Source organism: Paraburkholderia bengalensis, assembly GCF_037126505.1.
GTDB classification, from domain to species: domain Bacteria; phylum Pseudomonadota; class Gammaproteobacteria; order Burkholderiales; family Burkholderiaceae; genus Paraburkholderia; species Paraburkholderia bengalensis.
The window spans coordinates 1-17,889 of record NZ_JACFYJ010000137.1; the positions used below are offsets into that span (position 1 = coordinate 1).

Annotated in this window: 19 protein-coding genes and 2 pseudogenes; 12 read left to right on the forward strand and 9 right to left on the reverse strand. The window is 67.6% G+C overall.

From position 1 onward, the window contains the following. Positions 1-440: pseudogene (locus H3V53_RS39310) on the forward strand (hypothetical protein); the annotation flags it as partial. A gap of 129 nt (positions 441-569) precedes the next feature. On the opposite strand, the gene H3V53_RS39315 reads toward H3V53_RS39310, so the two are convergent. Continuing rightward, positions 570-1,025, reverse strand: coding sequence for a tellurite resistance TerB family protein (locus H3V53_RS39315; protein ID WP_336602430.1), 456 nt, complete (start codon positions 1,023-1,025; stop codon positions 570-572). 48 nt (positions 1,026-1,073) lie between these two features. Further along, positions 1,074-1,256, reverse strand: a complete 183-nt coding sequence (locus H3V53_RS39320; protein WP_336602431.1) for a DUF3563 family protein — start codon at positions 1,254-1,256, stop codon at positions 1,074-1,076. A 309-nt stretch (positions 1,257-1,565) separates the two neighbouring features. On the opposite strand from H3V53_RS39320, the gene H3V53_RS39325 reads away from it, so the two are divergent. From H3V53_RS39325 to H3V53_RS39360, 8 genes are all read left to right on the forward strand, one after another. Further along, positions 1,566-1,844, forward strand: coding sequence for a hypothetical protein (locus H3V53_RS39325; RefSeq protein WP_336602432.1), 279 nt, complete (start codon positions 1,566-1,568; stop codon positions 1,842-1,844). Positions 1,845-1,987: 143 nt separating this feature from the next. Next, positions 1,988-2,299 carry a DUF4148 domain-containing protein gene (locus H3V53_RS39330; protein ID WP_336602433.1) on the forward strand — a complete coding sequence of 104 codons (312 nt, stop codon included), beginning with the start codon at positions 1,988-1,990 and terminating at the stop codon, positions 2,297-2,299. Between the two features lie 308 nt (positions 2,300-2,607). Continuing rightward, positions 2,608-3,936, forward strand: coding sequence for a sensor histidine kinase (locus H3V53_RS39335; protein WP_336602434.1), 1,329 nt, complete (start codon positions 2,608-2,610; stop codon positions 3,934-3,936). A 350-nt stretch (positions 3,937-4,286) separates the two neighbouring features. Next, positions 4,287-4,961, forward strand: coding sequence for a response regulator transcription factor (locus H3V53_RS39340; protein ID WP_336602435.1), 675 nt, complete (start codon positions 4,287-4,289; stop codon positions 4,959-4,961). Positions 4,962-5,218: 257 nt separating this feature from the next. Beyond that, positions 5,219-5,416 carry a hypothetical protein gene (locus H3V53_RS39345; RefSeq protein ID WP_336602436.1) on the forward strand — a complete coding sequence of 66 codons (198 nt, stop codon included), beginning with the start codon at positions 5,219-5,221 and terminating at the stop codon, positions 5,414-5,416. Then, a complete protein-coding gene (locus H3V53_RS39350) occupies positions 5,416-5,862 on the forward strand; it encodes a hypothetical protein (RefSeq protein ID WP_336602437.1) in 447 nt (148 codons plus the stop codon). The genes H3V53_RS39345 and H3V53_RS39350 overlap by 1 nt, the downstream gene beginning before the upstream one ends. Continuing rightward, on the forward strand, positions 5,781-6,260 hold the full coding sequence (locus H3V53_RS39355) for an alpha/beta hydrolase fold domain-containing protein (RefSeq protein ID WP_336602438.1): 480 nt from the start codon (positions 5,781-5,783) through the stop codon (positions 6,258-6,260). Before H3V53_RS39350 ends, H3V53_RS39355 begins: the two co-directional genes overlap by 82 nt. Then, positions 6,260-6,391: a hypothetical protein gene (locus H3V53_RS39360; protein WP_336602439.1), complete on the forward strand. Its 132-nt coding sequence runs from the start codon at positions 6,260-6,262 to the stop codon at positions 6,389-6,391. The genes H3V53_RS39355 and H3V53_RS39360 overlap by 1 nt, the downstream gene beginning before the upstream one ends. Positions 6,392-6,457: 66 nt before the next feature. On the opposite strand, the gene H3V53_RS39365 is transcribed toward H3V53_RS39360, so the two are convergent. The 3 genes from H3V53_RS39365 to H3V53_RS39375 all read right to left on the reverse strand — a co-directional run bounded on the left by H3V53_RS39365 (position 6,458) and on the right by H3V53_RS39375 (position 9,116). Continuing rightward, positions 6,458-7,705: an MFS transporter gene (locus tag H3V53_RS39365; RefSeq protein ID WP_336602440.1), complete on the reverse strand. Its 1,248-nt coding sequence runs from the start codon at positions 7,703-7,705 to the stop codon at positions 6,458-6,460. Between the two features lie 126 nt (positions 7,706-7,831). Beyond that, positions 7,832-8,809, reverse strand: a complete 978-nt coding sequence (gcvA, locus tag H3V53_RS39370) for a transcriptional regulator GcvA (protein WP_336602441.1) — start codon at positions 8,807-8,809, stop codon at positions 7,832-7,834. 88 nt (positions 8,810-8,897) lie between these two features. Continuing rightward, positions 8,898-9,116, reverse strand: a complete 219-nt coding sequence (locus H3V53_RS39375) for an FmdB family zinc ribbon protein (RefSeq protein WP_054927125.1) — start codon at positions 9,114-9,116, stop codon at positions 8,898-8,900. A 314-nt stretch (positions 9,117-9,430) separates the two neighbouring features. Between H3V53_RS39375 and H3V53_RS39380 the strand changes: the two genes are divergently transcribed. After that, a complete protein-coding gene (locus tag H3V53_RS39380) occupies positions 9,431-10,018 on the forward strand; it encodes an SLATT domain-containing protein (RefSeq protein ID WP_336602442.1) in 588 nt (195 codons plus the stop codon). Positions 10,019-10,054: 36 nt separating this feature from the next. Here H3V53_RS39380 and H3V53_RS39385 read toward each other — a convergent pair whose 3' ends face one another. After that, complete coding sequence (locus H3V53_RS39385; protein ID WP_336602443.1) at positions 10,055-11,017, reverse strand: PTS sugar transporter subunit IIA; 963 nt, start codon at positions 11,015-11,017, stop codon at positions 10,055-10,057. Between the two features lie 413 nt (positions 11,018-11,430). On the opposite strand from H3V53_RS39385, the gene H3V53_RS39390 reads away from it, so the two are divergent. Beyond that, entirely contained in the window at positions 11,431-12,021 is a 591-nt protein-coding gene (locus H3V53_RS39390; RefSeq protein ID WP_054921058.1) for a BPSL1445 family SYLF domain-containing lipoprotein, read from the forward strand. Between the two features lie 126 nt (positions 12,022-12,147). Beyond that, positions 12,148-12,714: a universal stress protein gene (locus H3V53_RS39395; protein WP_336602444.1), complete on the forward strand. Its 567-nt coding sequence runs from the start codon at positions 12,148-12,150 to the stop codon at positions 12,712-12,714. Between the two features lie 18 nt (positions 12,715-12,732). On the opposite strand, the pseudogene H3V53_RS39400 reads toward H3V53_RS39395, so the two are convergent. The 3 genes and pseudogenes from H3V53_RS39400 to H3V53_RS39410 all read right to left on the reverse strand — a co-directional run. Next, positions 12,733-15,580, reverse strand: a pseudogene (locus H3V53_RS39400) (Hsp70 family protein). Positions 15,581-15,594: 14 nt separating this feature from the next. After that, positions 15,595-17,454, reverse strand: coding sequence for an Hsp70 family protein (locus tag H3V53_RS39405; RefSeq protein ID WP_336602445.1), 1,860 nt, complete (start codon positions 17,452-17,454; stop codon positions 15,595-15,597). Beyond that, positions 17,451-17,889: DUF2760 domain-containing protein (locus H3V53_RS39410; protein ID WP_336602446.1), on the reverse strand; the 439-nt coding region annotated here is incomplete at its 5' end. The genes H3V53_RS39410 and H3V53_RS39405, both read right to left, overlap by 4 nt.

The window sequence follows — 17,889 nt, forward strand, 5'->3', positions numbered from 1 at the left end:
CTGACGGAAGGAACACGGCGCGCGAGGCGTGCCGCGTTCGAACCTCAGCCGATGTTGAAGTCGATGCCTTGCGCGAGCGGCAGCGCCGACGAGTAGTTGGTCGGCGCGGACGCGGACATTCGACGGTCACCATCGACAACACGGCGAACCGCTTCGACGTGTTCGGCAAGCTCGTGTACAACGCATCGGTGTTCGACCAGCCGGTGCGGCACTTCTTCATTCCCGCCGGGCAGTCCTTCACACTGATGGGCGTCGCGCCCGGCAACTACGATATCCGCTACCAGAACCTCGACGACGGCGGCCTCTACAAGTCGCAAGGTTTTGGGCTTTCCGAGCAGGAAACGGCCAACGGCGTCGACGCGACCAGCGTGAGCATCACGCTGTACGGAACGCCAGGCAGCGCCGTACAGCCGACGACGATCGGCCGCGGCGAGTTCTGATCTCGCGGCCGCGCCGTCGCGCTTTCTCATTGCATATTGCAGCGGTTCCTGATTGCCCCGTCGCGACGGAAGAAGCGCTTTCCCACCGAGGCACGCGCCGGGGGAAAGCGCAGCTTCGTCGCGAAGACCTCATGGAGTGGGCGCGTGCGCGGGTTCCCTTTTTCCGCGCGCGCGGCGCCGCTCGAGGATGTCTTCGGCATCGGGCATCTGCCACGCGGCGCGCAGCAGGTGGATGAACACGGCCTCGCCTTCGGCGATGTGTCCGTCCGCATGCGCGCCTTCCTGACACAGCGTCAGCACTTCACGGCGCAGCCGCCAGTCCTTCACGTCGGCGGCAAGGCTGAAGATGACGGCGGGGTCCAGCCGGCAGGTGTCGCCCCAGTTCAGATAGGCCGTCGTCGTCAGGTCCTCGCACATCTGCTGTATGACGCCGAGCAGTTGTCGTCGGTCCATGTTCAGGCGCTGCGCCATGCCGCAGCGATCCAGCGCGTCGAGTTCGTCGATGCCCAGATGTCCGTCCGCAAGCAGGCAGGCGGCCACGATGCGGGCTGCGGCTTGCGGACTGTCGGTCAGATAGTGACGCATTTCGGATCTCCCAGTTTTCGATCGGGTTGACTGTGTTCGAGGGCGCGCTTACGCGATCCAGTCGCGCGGCATGACGCTCGAATGCACATGAAACGGGTAGCTGTGGTCGTCGAGCATGCGCTGGCGGCGCTCGAGTTCGGCAAGATCCGCCGACGATGCGAGCCATTCTTCGTTCTCCTTCTCATGCGAGGAAAACAGCGAGCCAAGACGGTGTGCGAGTTGTTCGAACATGATGTGCTCCTTCAGTAGTGCGATGAGTGGGCCCGAACGGTCGGGCTGCCGTTTGCACGCGATGCATCTGGTTGCATGTCCGTCGCCGGTTGGCGCTTGCATGAGAACGTTGCATCGACGGAATGCATCGTAGGCGGGGTGAATTAGCGAAAAATGAGGTGATTCAGACGCGGTGCATGTCATGGCACAACGTGACATATCGCGGCGAATCCGTAGAAAAAGCCGCTCATTCTTTGCTCACACGCGCTGCGCACAATGCGAATCAACCCATGCGCAAACAACGAGGCATCGGATCTCACGGAGAGCAACATGAAAGGGATTCGCCACCTTGCAGTCGCGGCTGTGCTCGGGCTGGGGCTGGTCAGCGCCGCGCAGGCGCATGTGTTCGTCGGCGTGGGCGTCGGGCTGCCCGCCATGTCCGCTATGCCCGTGATGACGCCCGTCGCGCCCATCGCGGCCGTGCCCGTTTATGCGCCGCCGCCCGCTGTGTACTACGCACCGCCGCCGCCCGTGTATGTGCCGCCGCCTGTCGTCGTCGGCTACTGGGGACATCCGCGCTGGGGATATCGCGGCTACTACGCGTACTGACGCGGAAGGCAACGCGCCCGATGCACGCTCATTTGCTTCTAATTTTCGATGCTTACGATGCACTTCATCGCAACCGATGCCTGACTGAAGACCTGATCCGGGCTCACCCAGGCTCACTGAACAAACCACTGGAGGGAAACATCATGAAATCGCTGATCCGCGCCGCTGCAGCCGCTTTGATCGTCACGCTGCCCATCGCCGCGTTCGCGCAACCGAATGCACCCGTCACCCGCGCCGACGTCCGGGCGCAACTGGTGCAACTCGAGGACGCGGGTTACAACCCCGCCAGCGATCACGCGACCTATCCCGCGAAGCTCGAAGCCGCGCAGGCGCGCCTGAACGCGCAGCACGGCGCAGACGCTTACGGCGGCGCCGCGGACAGCGCATCGCAAAGCGGCACGGCTTTTCATCCGCAATACGACGTCGGGCTGAAGTCGATCTACACCGGTCATTGAAGACAGCTGAACGGCAGCATCCGTTCGACGCGAATGGCGGGCGAGCAGAGCACTCTGCGCGCCCGCATCATTGCTTTTGCAACCAGCGTCCTTCAGCCAGACAAGCACACGACGCGGTGTAGAATCGGCTCGCCGAAAGGCTCGCCAAAAACTCGCCGCAAGGCTCGCCAACAGGGACGCCAACAGGCCCCTTGCAAGGCAAGCCGACACGGCCCGCAACAAGCAGGGCGAGGGCCGCCGTCGTCGAATGTTGCGTCGTCTCGTGTCCAACTGCGCAATCCTTTATGCGGACGTCACGCATTCCAGCCATGCCCATGCCCAAGATCCGCTCGCTCAGAAATCAACTCGTGCTCGCCCTGTGTGTGCTGGTGAGCGTCGTCGGCGTGGTGCAGGGCGTCAGTTCGTGGCAGTTGTCGAAGGCGGGCATGAGCGCGCTGCTCGACCTGCGCCTCGAGCAGGTGGCCACGCGGCTCTATCACAGCGGCCTCGCCGATTCGCTGCCCACCACGCCCGCGCGCGGCTCGCAGCCCGAGCGGGACATTTATCTGGTGGTCTGGAAGGACGGCATCGAAACGCCTTACCGCTCGACGGACCCGTCGCTCGCGTTGCCGCGCGACGCCGACCCCGGCTTCACGACGGCAATGGTGAACGGCGAAAGCTGGCGCATCTTCACGTTGCGCGAGCCGATGATGGTCGTGCAGGTCGCGCAGCGCTCGCGCGTGCGGCACGAGCTCGCCCAGGCGACCTCGCTGAACACGCTCTGGCCGATGATCGTGCTGGTGCCGCTGGTGTGGATCGCCGTGCTGCTGGTGGTGCGCCGCGCGCTGCGCCGCCTGACGCGGCTGGGCGCGCAGGTGCAGGCCATCGACATGACGCATTTCGACCAGTTGTCCACTTCGGGCGTGCCGACGGAAATACGCCCGTTCATCGTGTCGATCAACAAGATGATCGAGCGGCTGGAGCAGTCGATCGAGGGCGAGAGAAAGTTCATCTCCGACGCCGCGCACGAACTGCGCACGCCGCTCACGGCTTTGCAACTGCAGGCGGACAACCTGCAGCCGCACATCGCGCCGGGCAACCAGGAACGCTTTCGCGAGCTGCAGGCGGGCATCCGGCGCAGCGGCCGGCTGATCGCGCAGCTGCTGCGGCTCGCGCGCGCGGATGCCGCCGTGAAGGCGGACACGGTGATGCGCGTCGACGTCGCGGCCGTCGTCGTCGATGTGGTGGCCGAAGTGCTGCCCATCGCGATGCAGCGCGGCATCGACATCGGCGCCGACGAAATGACGAGCGCCTACGTGCGCGCCAACGACGCCGATCTCGGCATTGCGCTGCGCAATCTCGTCAGCAACGCGATCCGCTATACGCCGGATGGCGGCAAGGTGGACCTGAGCGTGCAGCAGCGCGACGGCATGGTGTGGATCGAAGTCGTCGATACGGGCCCCGGCATCGACGAGGCGCTGCTGCCGCGCGTGTTCGACCGGTTCTTTCGCGCCAACCTGCAGATCGAGGGGAGCGGACTCGGGCTGTCGATCGTGCTGGCCATCGTCAATCGTTACGGCGGCTCGGCGAGCCTGCGCAACCGCACGGACGGGCAGTCGGGCATTGTCGCGACTATCGGTTTTCCCGCCGTGCCGTGAGCGCACGACGTCGCATGCGCGCCAGGTGCCGGCCAGATGAGAGCCGCGTGCTCATTTTTCGCTAACTCTGCGCGCCTACGATCGAACTGTTGGAGCAGGCCCCTCTGGTTCTGGCACGGCGATCGGTGCAAGCCAGAATCCTTCGGCCGACTGCGCGAGCAGTCGGCCTTTTTTTTGCCTGGGCGCTGCGCGGCGTGGCCCGCGCCGCCTCGGTTATCATGCGATCTGGCTGGCGCGCGAAAGTGGGGCGCGCCGGCGGCTGCCGCCAGCGCATCAAGCGCCATCCGCGCACCGCATCGCGTCCCGCGCCGCAGCCGACACCAACGCTTCGTTGCTGTGGACACGACATCATGCGAGTGCTACTGGTTGAAGACGATCTGCAGATCGGCCAAAGTCTGATGCGCGCATTGCAGGACCAGGACTACAGCGTCGACTGGGTGCGCGACGGCAACGCGGGCAGCGCGGCCATCGCTGCCGCCGAATACACCATCGTGCTGCTCGATCTCGGCTTGCCGGGCGTGGGCGGCATCGAATTGCTGAGAGGCGCGCGCAGCGCAGGCAACACGGTGCCCGTCCTGATCCTCACCGCGCGCGACGATCTGGAAGCGCGTGTGCAGGGCCTCGACGTCGGCGCCGACGACTACGTGCTCAAACCATTCGACGTACCCGAGCTGCTGGCGCGAATGCGCGCCGTGCTGCGGCGCAAGGCGGGCTATGCGTCGTCGCGTCTCGGCGACGATTCGCTGAATCTCGATCTCGACAAGCGTACGTTGTGCTGCAACGGCGTGTCGTCGGTCTTGTCGGCGCGAGAGTTTGCCTTGATGCTCGCGTTTCTCGAACGGCCGGGCACGATCCTGTCGCGCGACCAGCTGGAGGACAAGCTGTACGGCTGGGGCAAGGAAGTGGAGAGCAACGCCGTCGACGTGCTGATCCATTCGGTGCGCAAGAAGTTCGGGCAGTCGGTGATACGCAACGTGCGCGGGCTCGGTTGGACGGTGATGCTCGGCGACGCGCCGAAGGCATGACGCGGGCGTCTGCCTGCGCCTTTTGCGCTACTTTTTCCGCTACTTTTCCGCTCATTCCTCCCCTCATTTTTCGCTCACTCTGACTCGCGACAATCTTCTCGACCGCCCAGCAATCACGCTGTTTTCGCGGCGAGGAGAGAGCGATGAGAGGAATTCCGCAGCTTAAGGTCGTTGCTGCATGCAACGATTATCGGGCCCCGTTCGGAGCGCCCGCGCAGGCCCTGCGCACGCGGATCTCGGTACATGTCGATGACACGATGCATGACGGCGCGGCGCGCGTGAGCACCTCGGCGCCCAGCTACGCCGCGCGCGCCTATCGGGTGGTTCGCGTCATTCGCGTGGTTCGCATGCAGTCGCCAACCGTGCAGATCGATTCGCTTGCGCTTCGAGCGCGCAGTGCCGGTTGGATCAACGGCTTCGGCGGCTCGCATGGCGACGGCGCCGAACAGCCGTGATGTCGAAATTTTCGGCCATCGACAGCATCGCGACGAGCTGGCAGTCGCGCATCGCGCTGCGGGCGATTCCGCTGATCGTCAAGCGGCGCTTTTCGGCGTGCCGCGACGCCGTCCCCGATGTCGCGCAATTGCGCTCGCGCGCGCATCGCCTGTCGTTGCCGGGCGCGTGGCTCGCGGCGCTGCTGCATCCGCGCTCGCGCAGAATCCGCGATGCCACGCTCGACGGGCTCTGGACGCATCCTTCCCTGCGGTCCGGACCGAGCGCGCATGTGATCCTCTATCTGCACGGCGGCGGCTATTCCTTCGGTTCGTCGGCGACGCATCGCGCGCTGAGACGGCGCTCGCCTGTCATAGCGGCGCGCGCGTGTTTTCGCTCGACTACCGGCTCGCGCCCGAGCATCCGTTTCCCGCTGCGCTCGACGATGCGCTCACGCTCTGCACGATGATCGCGCACGGCGTTCCGGCGGATTCGATCGTCGTGGCAGGCGATTCGGCGGGCGGCGGGCTGGCTTTGGCGCTGCTGCTCGCGCTGCGCGACGCGGACGAAGCGTTGCCTGCGGGCGCCGTGCTGTTCTCGCCGTGGGCCGACCTGACGACGACCTGGCGCGCGGCGCGCGGGAGAGGACCGGCGACGCGCGGCGCCATCCGGCGCGCCGCGCGGATGTATATCGGCGACGCGAGCGCGTGGGACCCGCTCGTTTCCGCTGCGCGTGGCGAGTTGCACGATCTTCCGCCCATCCACATCCAGATCAGTGACAGCGAGCCGATGTACGAGGACGTGCGCGCGCTTGCCGAGCGTTTGATCGCGCGCGCGGCACAGTGCAGGTCGAACGCTGGCATGTGATGCCGCACGCGTTGCCGTGCTTCGCGCCGTTCCTGCCGGAGGCCAACCAGGCGCTGCGACAGGCCGCGATGTTCGTGCGCGCCTCATTCGCCGCGCGCAAGCGGCGCAATGCCGCCGTCGCGGCGGCGTGATGCGTGCAAAAAAAGCGGACGGCATGGGCCGTCCGCTGAAAGGCCAACACGGGCCTCTGGAAAAGGTTACGCGTGCGCGGGTTCGGCGGGCGCACCGACGCTATCGTCGATGGGGAAATGCAGCAGCGCCGCGAACAGGCCCGCGAGCGCGGTCGCGCCCCAGATCAGCGTATATGAGCCCGTCACGTCGAACGCGTAGCCGCCGAGCCACGCGCCGAGAAACGAGCCGAGCTGGTGGCTCAGAAACACGACGCCGAACAACGTGCCGAGATGGCGCGTGCCGAACACCTTCGCGATCAGGCCGCTCGTGAGCGGCACGGTGCCGAGCCACGTCAGGCCCATCACGGCGGCGAACAGCACGACGGAGAGCGTCGACTTCGGCAACAGGAAGAACGCGGCAATGGTGGCGCCGCGGATCAGGTACAGCCAGCCGAGCACATGCTGCTGGCGAAAGCGCCCGCCGAGCCAGCCGCAGGCCCAGCTGCCCGCCATGTTGAACAGGCCGATCAGCGCGAGCGCCGTCGCGCCGAGCCCCATCGGCATGTGGCAGAGCGCGAGATAGCCGGGCAGATGCGTGGCGATGAACGCGAGCTGAAAGCCGCAGGTGAAAAATCCCAGCGTCAGCAACCGATAGCCGCGATGGCGGATCGCGTGCGCAAGCGTCGCACGCAGCGACACGACGGCGGTCGGCCCCTGCGCGAGCGGCGCGGCGGCGTCCTTGTGGCGGCGGTCGAGCACGATGCCGAACGGCGCAGCGATCAGCATCAGGAACGCGAGCGCGAACAGCGACGCCGAAACGCCCGACGATTCGCGCACCATCTGCGCAAACGGCACCATCAGCACCTGGCCGAGCGAGCCGCCCGCGCTCGCGATGCCCATCGCCATGCTGCGCTGCGCAGGCGTCGCGATCCTTCCGACGGCTGTCAGCACCACGCCGAACGTCGTGCAGCTCACGCCGATGCCAACCAGCAGCCCGAGCCCCACGATCAACGCGAGGCTCGACGGCACGGCGGCCGCGAGCGCGAGGCCGGCAGCGAACGTGGTAGCTCCAAACGCGACCACGGGCGCGGCGCCGTAGCGGTCGGCGGCCGCGCCCGCGAACGGCTGCGCGAAGCCCCACACCAGGTTGTGCAGTGCGATCGCGAACGCGATCAGCGTGACGGGCAAGCCCCGGTCGAACGAAAACGGCCCGATGAACAGGCCGAAAGTCTGCCGGATGCCCATGGCCGCGCTCAGAATCAGCGCGGCGGCGACGATCACGTAGAGCGTCGGGTTCTTCAGCGATGTTGCGTAAGCGGGTTTGGCCGTCGACATGATTCGTTTCCTCCTCGGCGCATCGTCGCAGTGGACGGTCAGCGCGACAAACGAAAAGTTCTCGGCGACGGATGAAGAAATTTCACTCGTGCGCGCGAGGCGGCTCGAGTAGTCAGCGGCGCGGTGCTAGAGGGAACGGGCGGAGAGGTCGCGGTCGTGACCTCGGTCATGACCTGAGTGACCTGAGTCGTGGCCGGGCATCGACGCTGCGTCGTCGAATGCATGCGCCGCGTCGAGCAGCCAGCGCCTGAAGGCCTGCAAGTCGGGTTGTTCGTCCGCACCTTCCGCGCTGACGAGCCAGTACGCCGTTTTCGCATCGACGGCGGGCGCGCCCGCTTCGACGAGCGTGCCGGCGTCGAGTTCGGCGTTCACCAGCGGCCGCCTGCCGATCGCCACGCCCATGCCCGTCGCAGCCGCCTCCAGGGCCAGCTGGATCGTATCGAAGCGCAGTCCGCGCGACGCGTCGATATCCACGATGCCCGCGCCGTCGAGCCATGCCTGCCAGTCCTCGCTCGCCGTGTCCACATGGATCAGCGCCGCGCGGCGCAGGTCGACGCGCCCGTGCGCGTCGAGCAGCGTGTCGCGATACGCCGGGCTGCAGACGGGCACGAGCCGCTCGCCGAATAGCCGGCTCCATTCGCTGCCCGGCACGGGGCCACGGCTCAGACGAATGCCGAAGTCGAAGCCGTCGAGCGGAAAGCCGACCTGGCGGCGCGACGTATCGATGGAAACATCGATCCCCGGCCATTGCGCGCGAAATGCGTGCAGGCGCGGCACGAGCCAGCGCACGGCGAAAGTGGGCGCGCAACTGACGGACACGGCGCGGTGCGCGCGACCGTCCGGCAGCCGCTGCGTGCCGAGCGCGATCAGCGAGAACGCTTCGGCAATGTACGGGAAATACTGCTCGCCTGCGGGCGTCAGCGACAGCTTGCGTGGCTCCCGCACGAACAGCGCGACGCCGAGCGCGTCTTCGAGGGCGACGATGCCGTGGCTGACCGCGCTCGGCGTCACGTTCAGCTCGGCGGCGGCGAGCTTGAAGCTGCCGTGCCGGGCCGCCGCCTCGAAGAATCGCAGCGCGTTCAGCGGAGGCAGGCGAAGCGGCATGACGCATCCTTGGATATGAGAGCGTGACGGGGCTGCACGCGCGGCACCCTGGCTGCGCGGCGAGCGGCTAGCTGCACGGTGCGCACGGTCAAGGGCAGCACGAGCACCCGCGATGCCGCATACCATAGCCGCCTTCGCCTTCGGACGCGGCTTCCGACGCGCCGCCCAGCAACGCAGGCGCGCCGACCCGCACGCGTTCGGCGGATGCGCCGCAGCGCGGGCACTCCGCTGGTTCGTCGCGCTCGGCGATGCGTCGCACTGTTTCAAACGCGCCGCATTCGGCGCACGCGTAGTCGTACACAGGCATAACTTGTCCCGTCGATGATAGGCGCGGCCCGGGCGCGTTCGCGCGCTTGCGCCGGCTGCCGCGTGGGCATTCGTGAAACCCGTCCGGCTTCGTGGGCACCCAGTTCACGAAAGCCCTGACCGGTTCGCTGATTCGGCGAACTGCGCCATCGTACCAACTTTCGTCCCACGCGCTGACCGTGCGAGGCGGTCACGTGCGATGGACATGACATGGCAGGCAAGTAGCGTTCCCGCCGCCCGACCGGTCGCATCGGCGCGTCTTGCGGCGATGCTATGCTGGCCTTTCCCTGTCGAAGAGAGAACGCAGGCAAGACGATGGCCGATATGCATGCGCAATCCGAAGCCGCGCCTCGCGCCCCATCCGGTCCCGAGCCGGGCGCGAGCGGCGAGTACCGTCCGCCCGTCAGCGAGGACGAGTTGCTGTTGAAGTGGATACGACGCGCGCGCGAGTCGCAGAAGAGCCACTACGACATGGCTGACCTTCTGGCCGCGCGCAACCGCCGGTTCGGGATCGCCGTGACGGCGCTGTCGGCCGTGGTCGGCACGACGGTGTTCCTGTCGCTGGTGGCCTCGTCCGACTCGCCGTGGGCGCGGCTCGCCGTCGGGCTGGTGAGCATCGCGGCGGCCGTGTCGGCGGCGCTGCAGACCTTTTTGCGCTACGCGGAACGCGCCGAGGCGCATCGCGCGGCGGGCGCACGCTACGGCGCGGTGCGGCGCAAGCTCGAAGCGATCTATGCGGGCGATCCCGGCGCGCGCGACGGCCGCTACATCAGCGAAGTGCGCGAGAGCCTCGACCGTCTCGCCGGAGATTCGCCGAGCGTGCCGCCGAAAGTGTTTTTGCGTACGCAGCAAACGCTGCGCGTCGCGGCGATGCAAAGCCGCGACACGCCCCGCTGGGACTAGCAGCAGAGTGTCCAAGCGCTGAATCGCGCGGCGACGTCAGGCGCGCAGTCGCGCGCTGGAACCGGTGACGGCAGCGCGAGCGGGCGGGGCGGGCATCGATGCCAGCGGCGGCAGGTCGTCCGCATCCGCCTCGCTGCTGAACAGCCGGCAGACTTCGCGGGCGCTGTCGCAGGCATGCAGACGCTCGCGGAAATGCTGGTCGCAGAAGCGCTGCGCGACGTCGGCGAGCAGGTTCAGGTGCATCGTGTTCGCGCCTTCGGGCACGAAGAGCGCGATGACGTCGCTGACGGGCCTCGCGTCCGGCGCGTCGAAATCGAGTGGCACGGCGGGGCGCACGTACATCACCACGGGCGCGAACAAGCCCGCAATCTGGCTATGCGGCACGGCCACGCCTTGCCCGAGCCCCGTCGAGCCGAGCGCTTCGCGCGCGTCCAGCCCGTCGATCACCTGGCGGGCGGGCACACCGTAGTGGGTTTCGCAGAAGGCGCCGAGCCGCGCGAACAATGCGTCGCGATCGGCGACGTCGGCATCGAGCAGCACGTTGTCGGCGGCGAGCAGGCGGTCGAGCGTTTCGACGCGTTCGTCGGACGCCTTGACGGCCGGTTTGACGGGGCGCAGCGCATTGGCCGCCTGAGCCCACGAGGTGGAGCGCAGCAGATCGCGCCAACCGTCCGTCGGCGTATCGGGAATCTCGAACAGATGACCGAACTGCGCGGCAGGCGCAATGCGCGTCACCTGCCTGATCGCGTCGCTCACGGCGTCTTTCGGCAGATAGAGCGACAGTTGCACGCGTCCCGTATGAGGCAGCGTCGCGATACGGATCGTCCACGGCTGGCCCGCGCAATCGCGTGTGAGCGCGCGGCGCAAGGGCGTGACGTGCTGCGCGTCGAGCGTCACGCGCATCATCACGCTGCGGCTCGGCACGGGACGCCGCGCGGCGGCGCCGTGATGATGATGGATGCCGAAAATGGCGCGCAAAATCGCACGGGCTTTCGTCATGCCTTTTCTCCGAACTGACATTGAAGCTAGCGTAGCGCGATCTGCGTTAAAGCCGAATAAAAAATCGCGCGAGTGCGGTGCGGGCCGTGTGTGCGCCGCCGCACGCAGAGCGCGGTTGAAAAGCTGCTAAACAAGGCTGCTAAACGTGTCTGCGCCGCCGCATGCCGATGACTGCGAAAATGCTACGGCATCATCGCCGGATGCCAACGCGACTGATGCACACTCGTAGCGCGGGTAAGCGCGGAACTCCGGCAGCGCCTGCGCTGTCATGGGTTAGGATCGGCGTTCGCATCGCTTTGCTTCGCATCGCGCGGCGCGTTCGTCACACATTCGCCGCAACAGGCTTCCAGCGCAACGCAGTCCCATCCCCGCACAGTCGCCAACCGGTTTCCACCCAGGGAGAAACAATGACAATACCCCGCCGTCGATTCATCGCCATGACCACGGCCACGCTCGCATCAGGCGGGCTGGCGCTCGCGGGTTGCACGACCACGGGTCCGTCGTCGGATACGTCGCCCGAAGCGAACGCGGCGAAGCGCCAGACGATCGACGCCGACGTCGACGGGACGCTCGCGCGGCTCTTCAACTCGATCGGCGGCTCGCGCGAACTCGCCGACAAGTCGCGCGGCATGCTGGTGTTTCCTTCCGTGATTGCGGCGGGCTTCTGGTTCGGCGGGCAGTACGGACAGGGCGCGCTGCGCGTCGGCGCTCAGACCTCGGGCTACTACAGCATCACGGCCGCGTCGTTCGGTCTGCAGATCGGCGCGCAATCGAAGGCGATCGTCATGCTGTTCATGACCGACGACGCCCTCAGCAGCTTCACGCGCAGCCAGGGCTGGGCGGCGGGCGTCGATGCGACGGTCGCCGTGCTGAAGGTTGGCGCGAACGGCAACGTTGATACGTCGACGGCGACGAGCCCCGTCGAAGCCTTCGTGCTGACGAACGCCGGGCTGATGGCGGGCGTATCGCTGGAAGGCTCGAAGATTTCCCGTCTGATCATTTGATGTCACGCGCCGGCTGATGCCGGCGCCGCTGCGCATGCCGCGGCCGCGGCGTGCCGCTCATTTATCGCTAACTCTGCCGTCGCATGATGCTTGCCATGACGCAACGCCCTGACGGAGGCACGCAAAATGAGCAAGCACATTCTGGTTGCAGTCGGCGCCCATCGGCACGACGCGGTACTCAAGACAGCGATCGACAACGCGCGCCGGATGAACGCGCAGCTGACAGCGGTGTATGTCGTCGACTCGATGCCCTGGTGGGCCATGACGGGCGTCGAGTACGGCTGCATCAGCGGATTGCAGATGGTGCAGGAGCTGGAGCGCTCAGTCGAGCAGCGCTGCACCGACACCTTCGCGCGCGACGCGCAAGACCTCCAGACGCGCGCCGTCGCAATACCTATGCAGGGCAGCAGCGTGGCGCGCACGATCGCGCGATTCGCCGACGAACTCGACGCGGATCTGATCGTTATCGGCGCGGGACGCCCGTCGAAGTGGCGCTTCTGGGAAGAGCGGATGAGCGATGGGGTTGGGCGCTGCACGCGTCGCGCGGTGATGGTGGCGACTTCGGCCGAGGTGCAGACGGCCGGCCAGGAACAACGCGACGTTCAACGCGAAACGCCATCCGAAGCACAACGGGAAGCCCAACGCGAAGCCCAACGTCGGCCGCGCGTCGCCGTGCGCACGCAGGCGCTTTGAGCAGCGCGCGCGCCGGCGTCACGCGCCGCTGATCAGCTTCAGCCCCGCTGGCAACGACTCGCCGAATACGCGGCCGCTGTCGGCTTCGTCGAGCGCGACGGTTTCGCGGACCATGCGAATCCATGTGGGCGCGGCGCCGAGGGTTTCGAGCCGCCGGATGACCGTTTCGCGCGCGTCGTCGGGCAAATCGCGCGAACGGTCGCCCGTCATCCGCGACAACTGCACGGCGGCGAATGCCGCCGGCTCCACCTTTTTCCAGTCGAGCGCAAGCACGGCGTCGAGCCAGCGCAGCGCGATCTCGGGCGGCACGACGCCGTGCGCGCTGCCGTAAAAGGGCAAACGCGCGCCGATCCGGCCGATCGCCCACCAGGTCTGATGATTCTCCGAAGGCTTGCGCAGCCGCTCGAGCAACGCTTCGGCGAGTGCGACCTTGCGCTCCACGGCAATGCGCTCCAGCGACGCCTGCACGCGAATCATATCCGCGTAGCCGACCTTCGCGGGATCGAACGGCAGCTTCTGCTTCTTGATGCTGGCCGCCTGCAGGAACGCCATCGCGTCGAGCAGCTGCAGCTGCGCGTCCTCGTTCAGGCCGCCCGCTGCGCGCCGCCACAGCGTCCACCATTCGGACCACACCTGGCTTTCGTGGATGTACTGGATGCCGTCGTCGAAAATCGACCACAACTGCTCGACGCGCCATTCGTCGAGCGGATAGCCGAAGCCGGGACGCAGGCAGTAGCCCGTCAGATTGAGCCACAGCCGCTCGTGATCCGCCGAGCGCCGTCTGCGCTTTGCCCGATCCCACAACGCGCCGAACAGCTCGCGCAGCAGCGCGACGTCCCAGTTCTCGCGCGCCCCGAGCGTCTGTTCGAGTTGCGCGCGCAGCCGTTTCACTTCGTTCGGGCCGACGTTCGACGCGCGCGCGCCGAACGAGCGCTCGATCAGCTCGATCGCGTGATCGAGCGACGGGTGACGCTGCGGCTGGTCTTGCGTCGCCGCTGCCGCCGATGCTTCGTCGCGGCGCAGCTCGAACTGCAGCAGCCAGCGTTGCGACGGATCATCCAAGGCGATGCAGTTCACTTCAAGCGTGCCGACCTCGGTGATCGACGTGGTCAGGCGCACGGGGCGCTCGTCGGCATCGGATGCATCGCGGCGCTGCACGACGGTCGCGATGGGCGGCAGGCGGACGAAATCGCCTTGCGACAGATTGGCGATCTCGCCCGGCGTAAAGCGCGTGTCGGCGACCGTCGACATCAAATGAAAACGCACCGGCTGGCCGAGCCGCAACGCGAACACGCGGCCGTCCAGATGCACCTCGTGCGCTTCTTCCGTGCCGCGCGGCAGCAGGCAGATGCCTTCGTCGCCGTCGAGCACGAGAAAGTAGCTGCGCGCCGAGCCGCCGCCGATGCGCGGCGCGTGGCCCGCGCGCGCCAGTCCATACGCAACCGCGCCGCGCGCGACGGCGACATCGGGATGATCGTTGTGCAGCACGTTCAGCGGTTTGCCGCGCCAGGCGCCGAGCGTGTCGGCGAGACGTTCGGTCAATACCTGCGCGCGGAATACGCCGCCGTTGAGCAGCAGCGTATCGGGCACGGGCGGCGCGGCGTCGTTGCTGACGTTGCCGTCGCTGCCCTCTTGCGACAGAGCCAGCGCTTCGCGCGACTGCGCCGCGAGGCGCGTAAGAAACGCTGCGACGTGCCGCGTGACGGCGGCATCGCTTGCATAGGGCAGGCCGAATTCGACGATCGCGGCGCGCGAACGGCGCGGCATGTCATGCGCGGCGACCTGAGGAAAAAAGCCGTCGACGACGATCTGCGCGACCTCGTCGCGCGTGAGCTGCGTGGTGCGCGCGCCGCCGATCACGCGCGAGCCCGCGCCGAGCAGCGTGATCGCGACCGACGCGGGCGCGTCGGCGGCGAGCAATCGTTCCTTCGCGACGCGCACGCTCGACGAGCTGCGACAGGCTCGCCGCCGACAGCCGCGTCTGGCCGTCCTGCGTTTGCGCGAGCCGCGTCTCGACGAGGCGCGCGACGGCGAGGTCCATGTTGTCGCCGCCGAGCATCAGATGATTGCCCACGCCGATGCGCGTCAACTGCGGCTCGCCGTTTGCGTCGATCTGCACCTGAATCAGCGTGAGATCGGTCGTGCCGCCGCCGACGTCGCAGATCAGCACGAGCCGCGTATCGGCGAGGGCGTCGCGAAGATTCGCGCGATGATGAAACAGCCAGTCGTAGAACGCGGCCTGCGGCTCTTCGAGCAGCCGCAGTGCGGGCAGCTTCGCGAGACGCGCGGCTTCGAGCGTCAACGCGCGCGCGCCTTCGTCGAACGACGCGGGCACCGTGAGGACCACGTTCTGCGCTTCGAGCGGCGCGTCGGGAAAGCGCGCGTTCCACGCGGCGCGCACGTGCGCGAGATAGCTCGCGCTCGCGGCGACGGGCGAGACTTTCGCGACGTCGTCGGGCGCCCCCCACGGCAGGATGGGCGCGAGCCGGTCCACGGAAGCATGCGACAGCCAGCTTTTCGCGCTCGTGACGAGGCGTCCCGGCACCTGCGCGCCGAGCGCGCGCGCCAGTTGCCCGATGACGGGCGCCGGCCCGGCGTCCTGTCCGTCCTGCCCCTTCTGCGCGTCGGCGGCCTGCGTCCACGGCAATTGCAGATCGCCGGCGTTCAGCTCGCCGGCGGCCGGGTGATAGCGCACGGACGGCAACAGCGGCCGCGCATCCACTTCGCCGAGTCCGACGAGCTGATCGATCCCGAACACGCGGATGTCGTCCGAGCCCGTTTCGACATATGCGACGACCGTGTTGCTGGTGCCCAGATCGATGCCGACCGTGTAACGCACGGCCGGCTGCTTCTGCTTGCGCTTCATCGAGGCTCTGGCGCTCAGCCTTGCGCGCCGCCGCGCACGTCGAACTCGACTTTCCAGCGTTCGTCCGTGCCGCGCGGGATCGCTTCGAGTTCGAGCGTGCCCGCTTCCGTCACGCGCGCATGCAGCTTGACGGGCACGACTTCGCCGACGGTGCGGCCTTCGGCGGGCAGCGTCGCCTGAATCTCTTCGAGCTCCTGCAGTTCATCGGGCGACCAGAAGTCGAGCATCGTGCCGACCTGGTCGAGACGCCGCACCGACGAGCCGAAGAAGCGAAAGTGCACCGGCTCGCCGACCACGAGGCCGAATTCCTGTTCCGGCAGCGGCGCATCGGTGCCTTCCTCCATGCCGAACGGCGCGACGCACAGCGCGGAGACGGGCGGCTCCATGCCGGGCACGGCGGGCATCGCCGATTCGATTGCGATGTAGTACGCGCGCGCCGTGCCGCCGCGAATGCGCACGCCGCGCCCGCGCTTCACATAGCCGTAGTAAGCGGCGCCGCGCGCCACGGCCAGATCGAGGTCCGCGCCTTCGAGCAGGCGGGCGGGCGCGGCGCCATCGGCCGCGAGCCAGCCGTTGAGCGTCGACATGATCCGCTCGACCAGCAGCGGCGACTTGAACACGCCGCCGTTAAAGAGCACGGCCGTCGGGTGCAGGAACGTCGCGCCTGCATCGGGCGAAAACCGGCCGCCCGCCTGCGTGGCTTGCAATTCGGCGAGCGCCGCGACCTGGCGGCCGAGGAACGCCGCGAGATGGCGCGTGATGCCCGCGTCCTGTGCGTACGGCAGGCCGAGCTGCGTGAGACCGGCGCGCGTGCGCGTCATCGGCCGCGCGGCGGCATCGACCTGCGGGAAGAAGCCTTCGAGGATCGTCTGTGTGAGTTCGTCGCGCGTCAGTTCGGTGCGGATCGAACCGCCGATCAGCTTCGAGCCGCGGCTCGGCACGACGAGCGGCACGGTGTCCGTCGACGGATCGGACAGCAGCGTTTCCTTCGCGCCGCGGCATGCGTAGGTGAGGGCGCGCAACTGCCACGGATCGGCCTGCGTGCCTTGCGACGCCAGCTTGCGGGCGACCACGTGCGCGAGCGCGAGGTCCATGTTGTCGCCGCCGAGCAGGATGTGATCGCCGACGGCGACGCGATGCAGTTCGAGATTGCCTTCGCGCTCGATCACGGCGATCAGCGAAAGATCGGTCGTGCCGCCGCCGACATCGACGACGAGGATGATGTCGCCGACCTTCACCTGCTTGCGCCACGCGCCGCTGCTCTTTTCGATCCAGCTATAGAGCGCGGCCTGCGGTTCTTCGAGCAGCGTCATCGGGCCGTAGCCGGCGGCGTTGGCGGCTTCCGCCGTCAGCTCGCGCGCGGCGGGATCGAACGACGCGGGAATCGTCACGGTGATTTCCTGCTGGTCGAACGGCGCGTCGGGATGCGCGTGATTCCACGCTTCCCGCAGATGCGTCAGATAGCGCACCGAGCTTTCGAGCGGCGACACGCGCGCGACTTCGGGCGGCGCGTCGCTCGGCAGGATCGCCGCGCGCCGGTCGACGCCGGGGTGACACAGCCAGCTTTTCGCGCTCGACACGAGCCGGATCGGCGTGCCCGCGCCACGGCTGCGCGCCATCTCGCCGACCGCATAGTCGCGCTCGCCCGTCCACGGCAGCGCGAGATCGCCGGGCGTCAGTTCGCTCGCGTGCGGCAGATAGAGAAACGACGGCAGCAGATCGAGGTCTTCGAGCGCGCCGGGCGCCGTCAACTGCGTGACGGGCATCACCTGCTGCTCGGTTTTTTCGCCCTCGCTGGCGGTGAGATCGACATAGGACAGCGCGCAGTGCGTCGTGCCCAGATCGATACCGATGGAATAACGCGGATCGCTCATAGTTCCACCTCGGCAGGGGCCAGCACGGTGGCGTCGTGGCTGGGCGTGAGCTTCGGCAGGCGCACGTCGCTGACGCGCCAGCCGCGATGGCTGATGCTGCCCGAAAACGGCGCCTTGCCGACGACGTTGCCCGTCAGGCGGATGGCCGTCGCGTCGAAACCTTCGTTGATCGTGACGCGGCTGCCTTCGGCTTCGTCGCGCACGGGAAGGATCGTGAAGTGCTCGCGCAGCGTCGCGCGGCAGCCTTCATGCACGAGGCGCGCGGCCGCGCCGATATCCGCGTCCGCGTATTTCGCGATGTCTTCTTCGACGAAATCAATGAAGCGCGCGTCCCGCTGCAACAGCCCGAGCAGTTGCAACGCGGCCTCGGGCGTGGCTTCCTTGATCACCACGGGCGCGGGGAGCCGGGGGCGGGTGCGGGCGCGGCGACGGGGG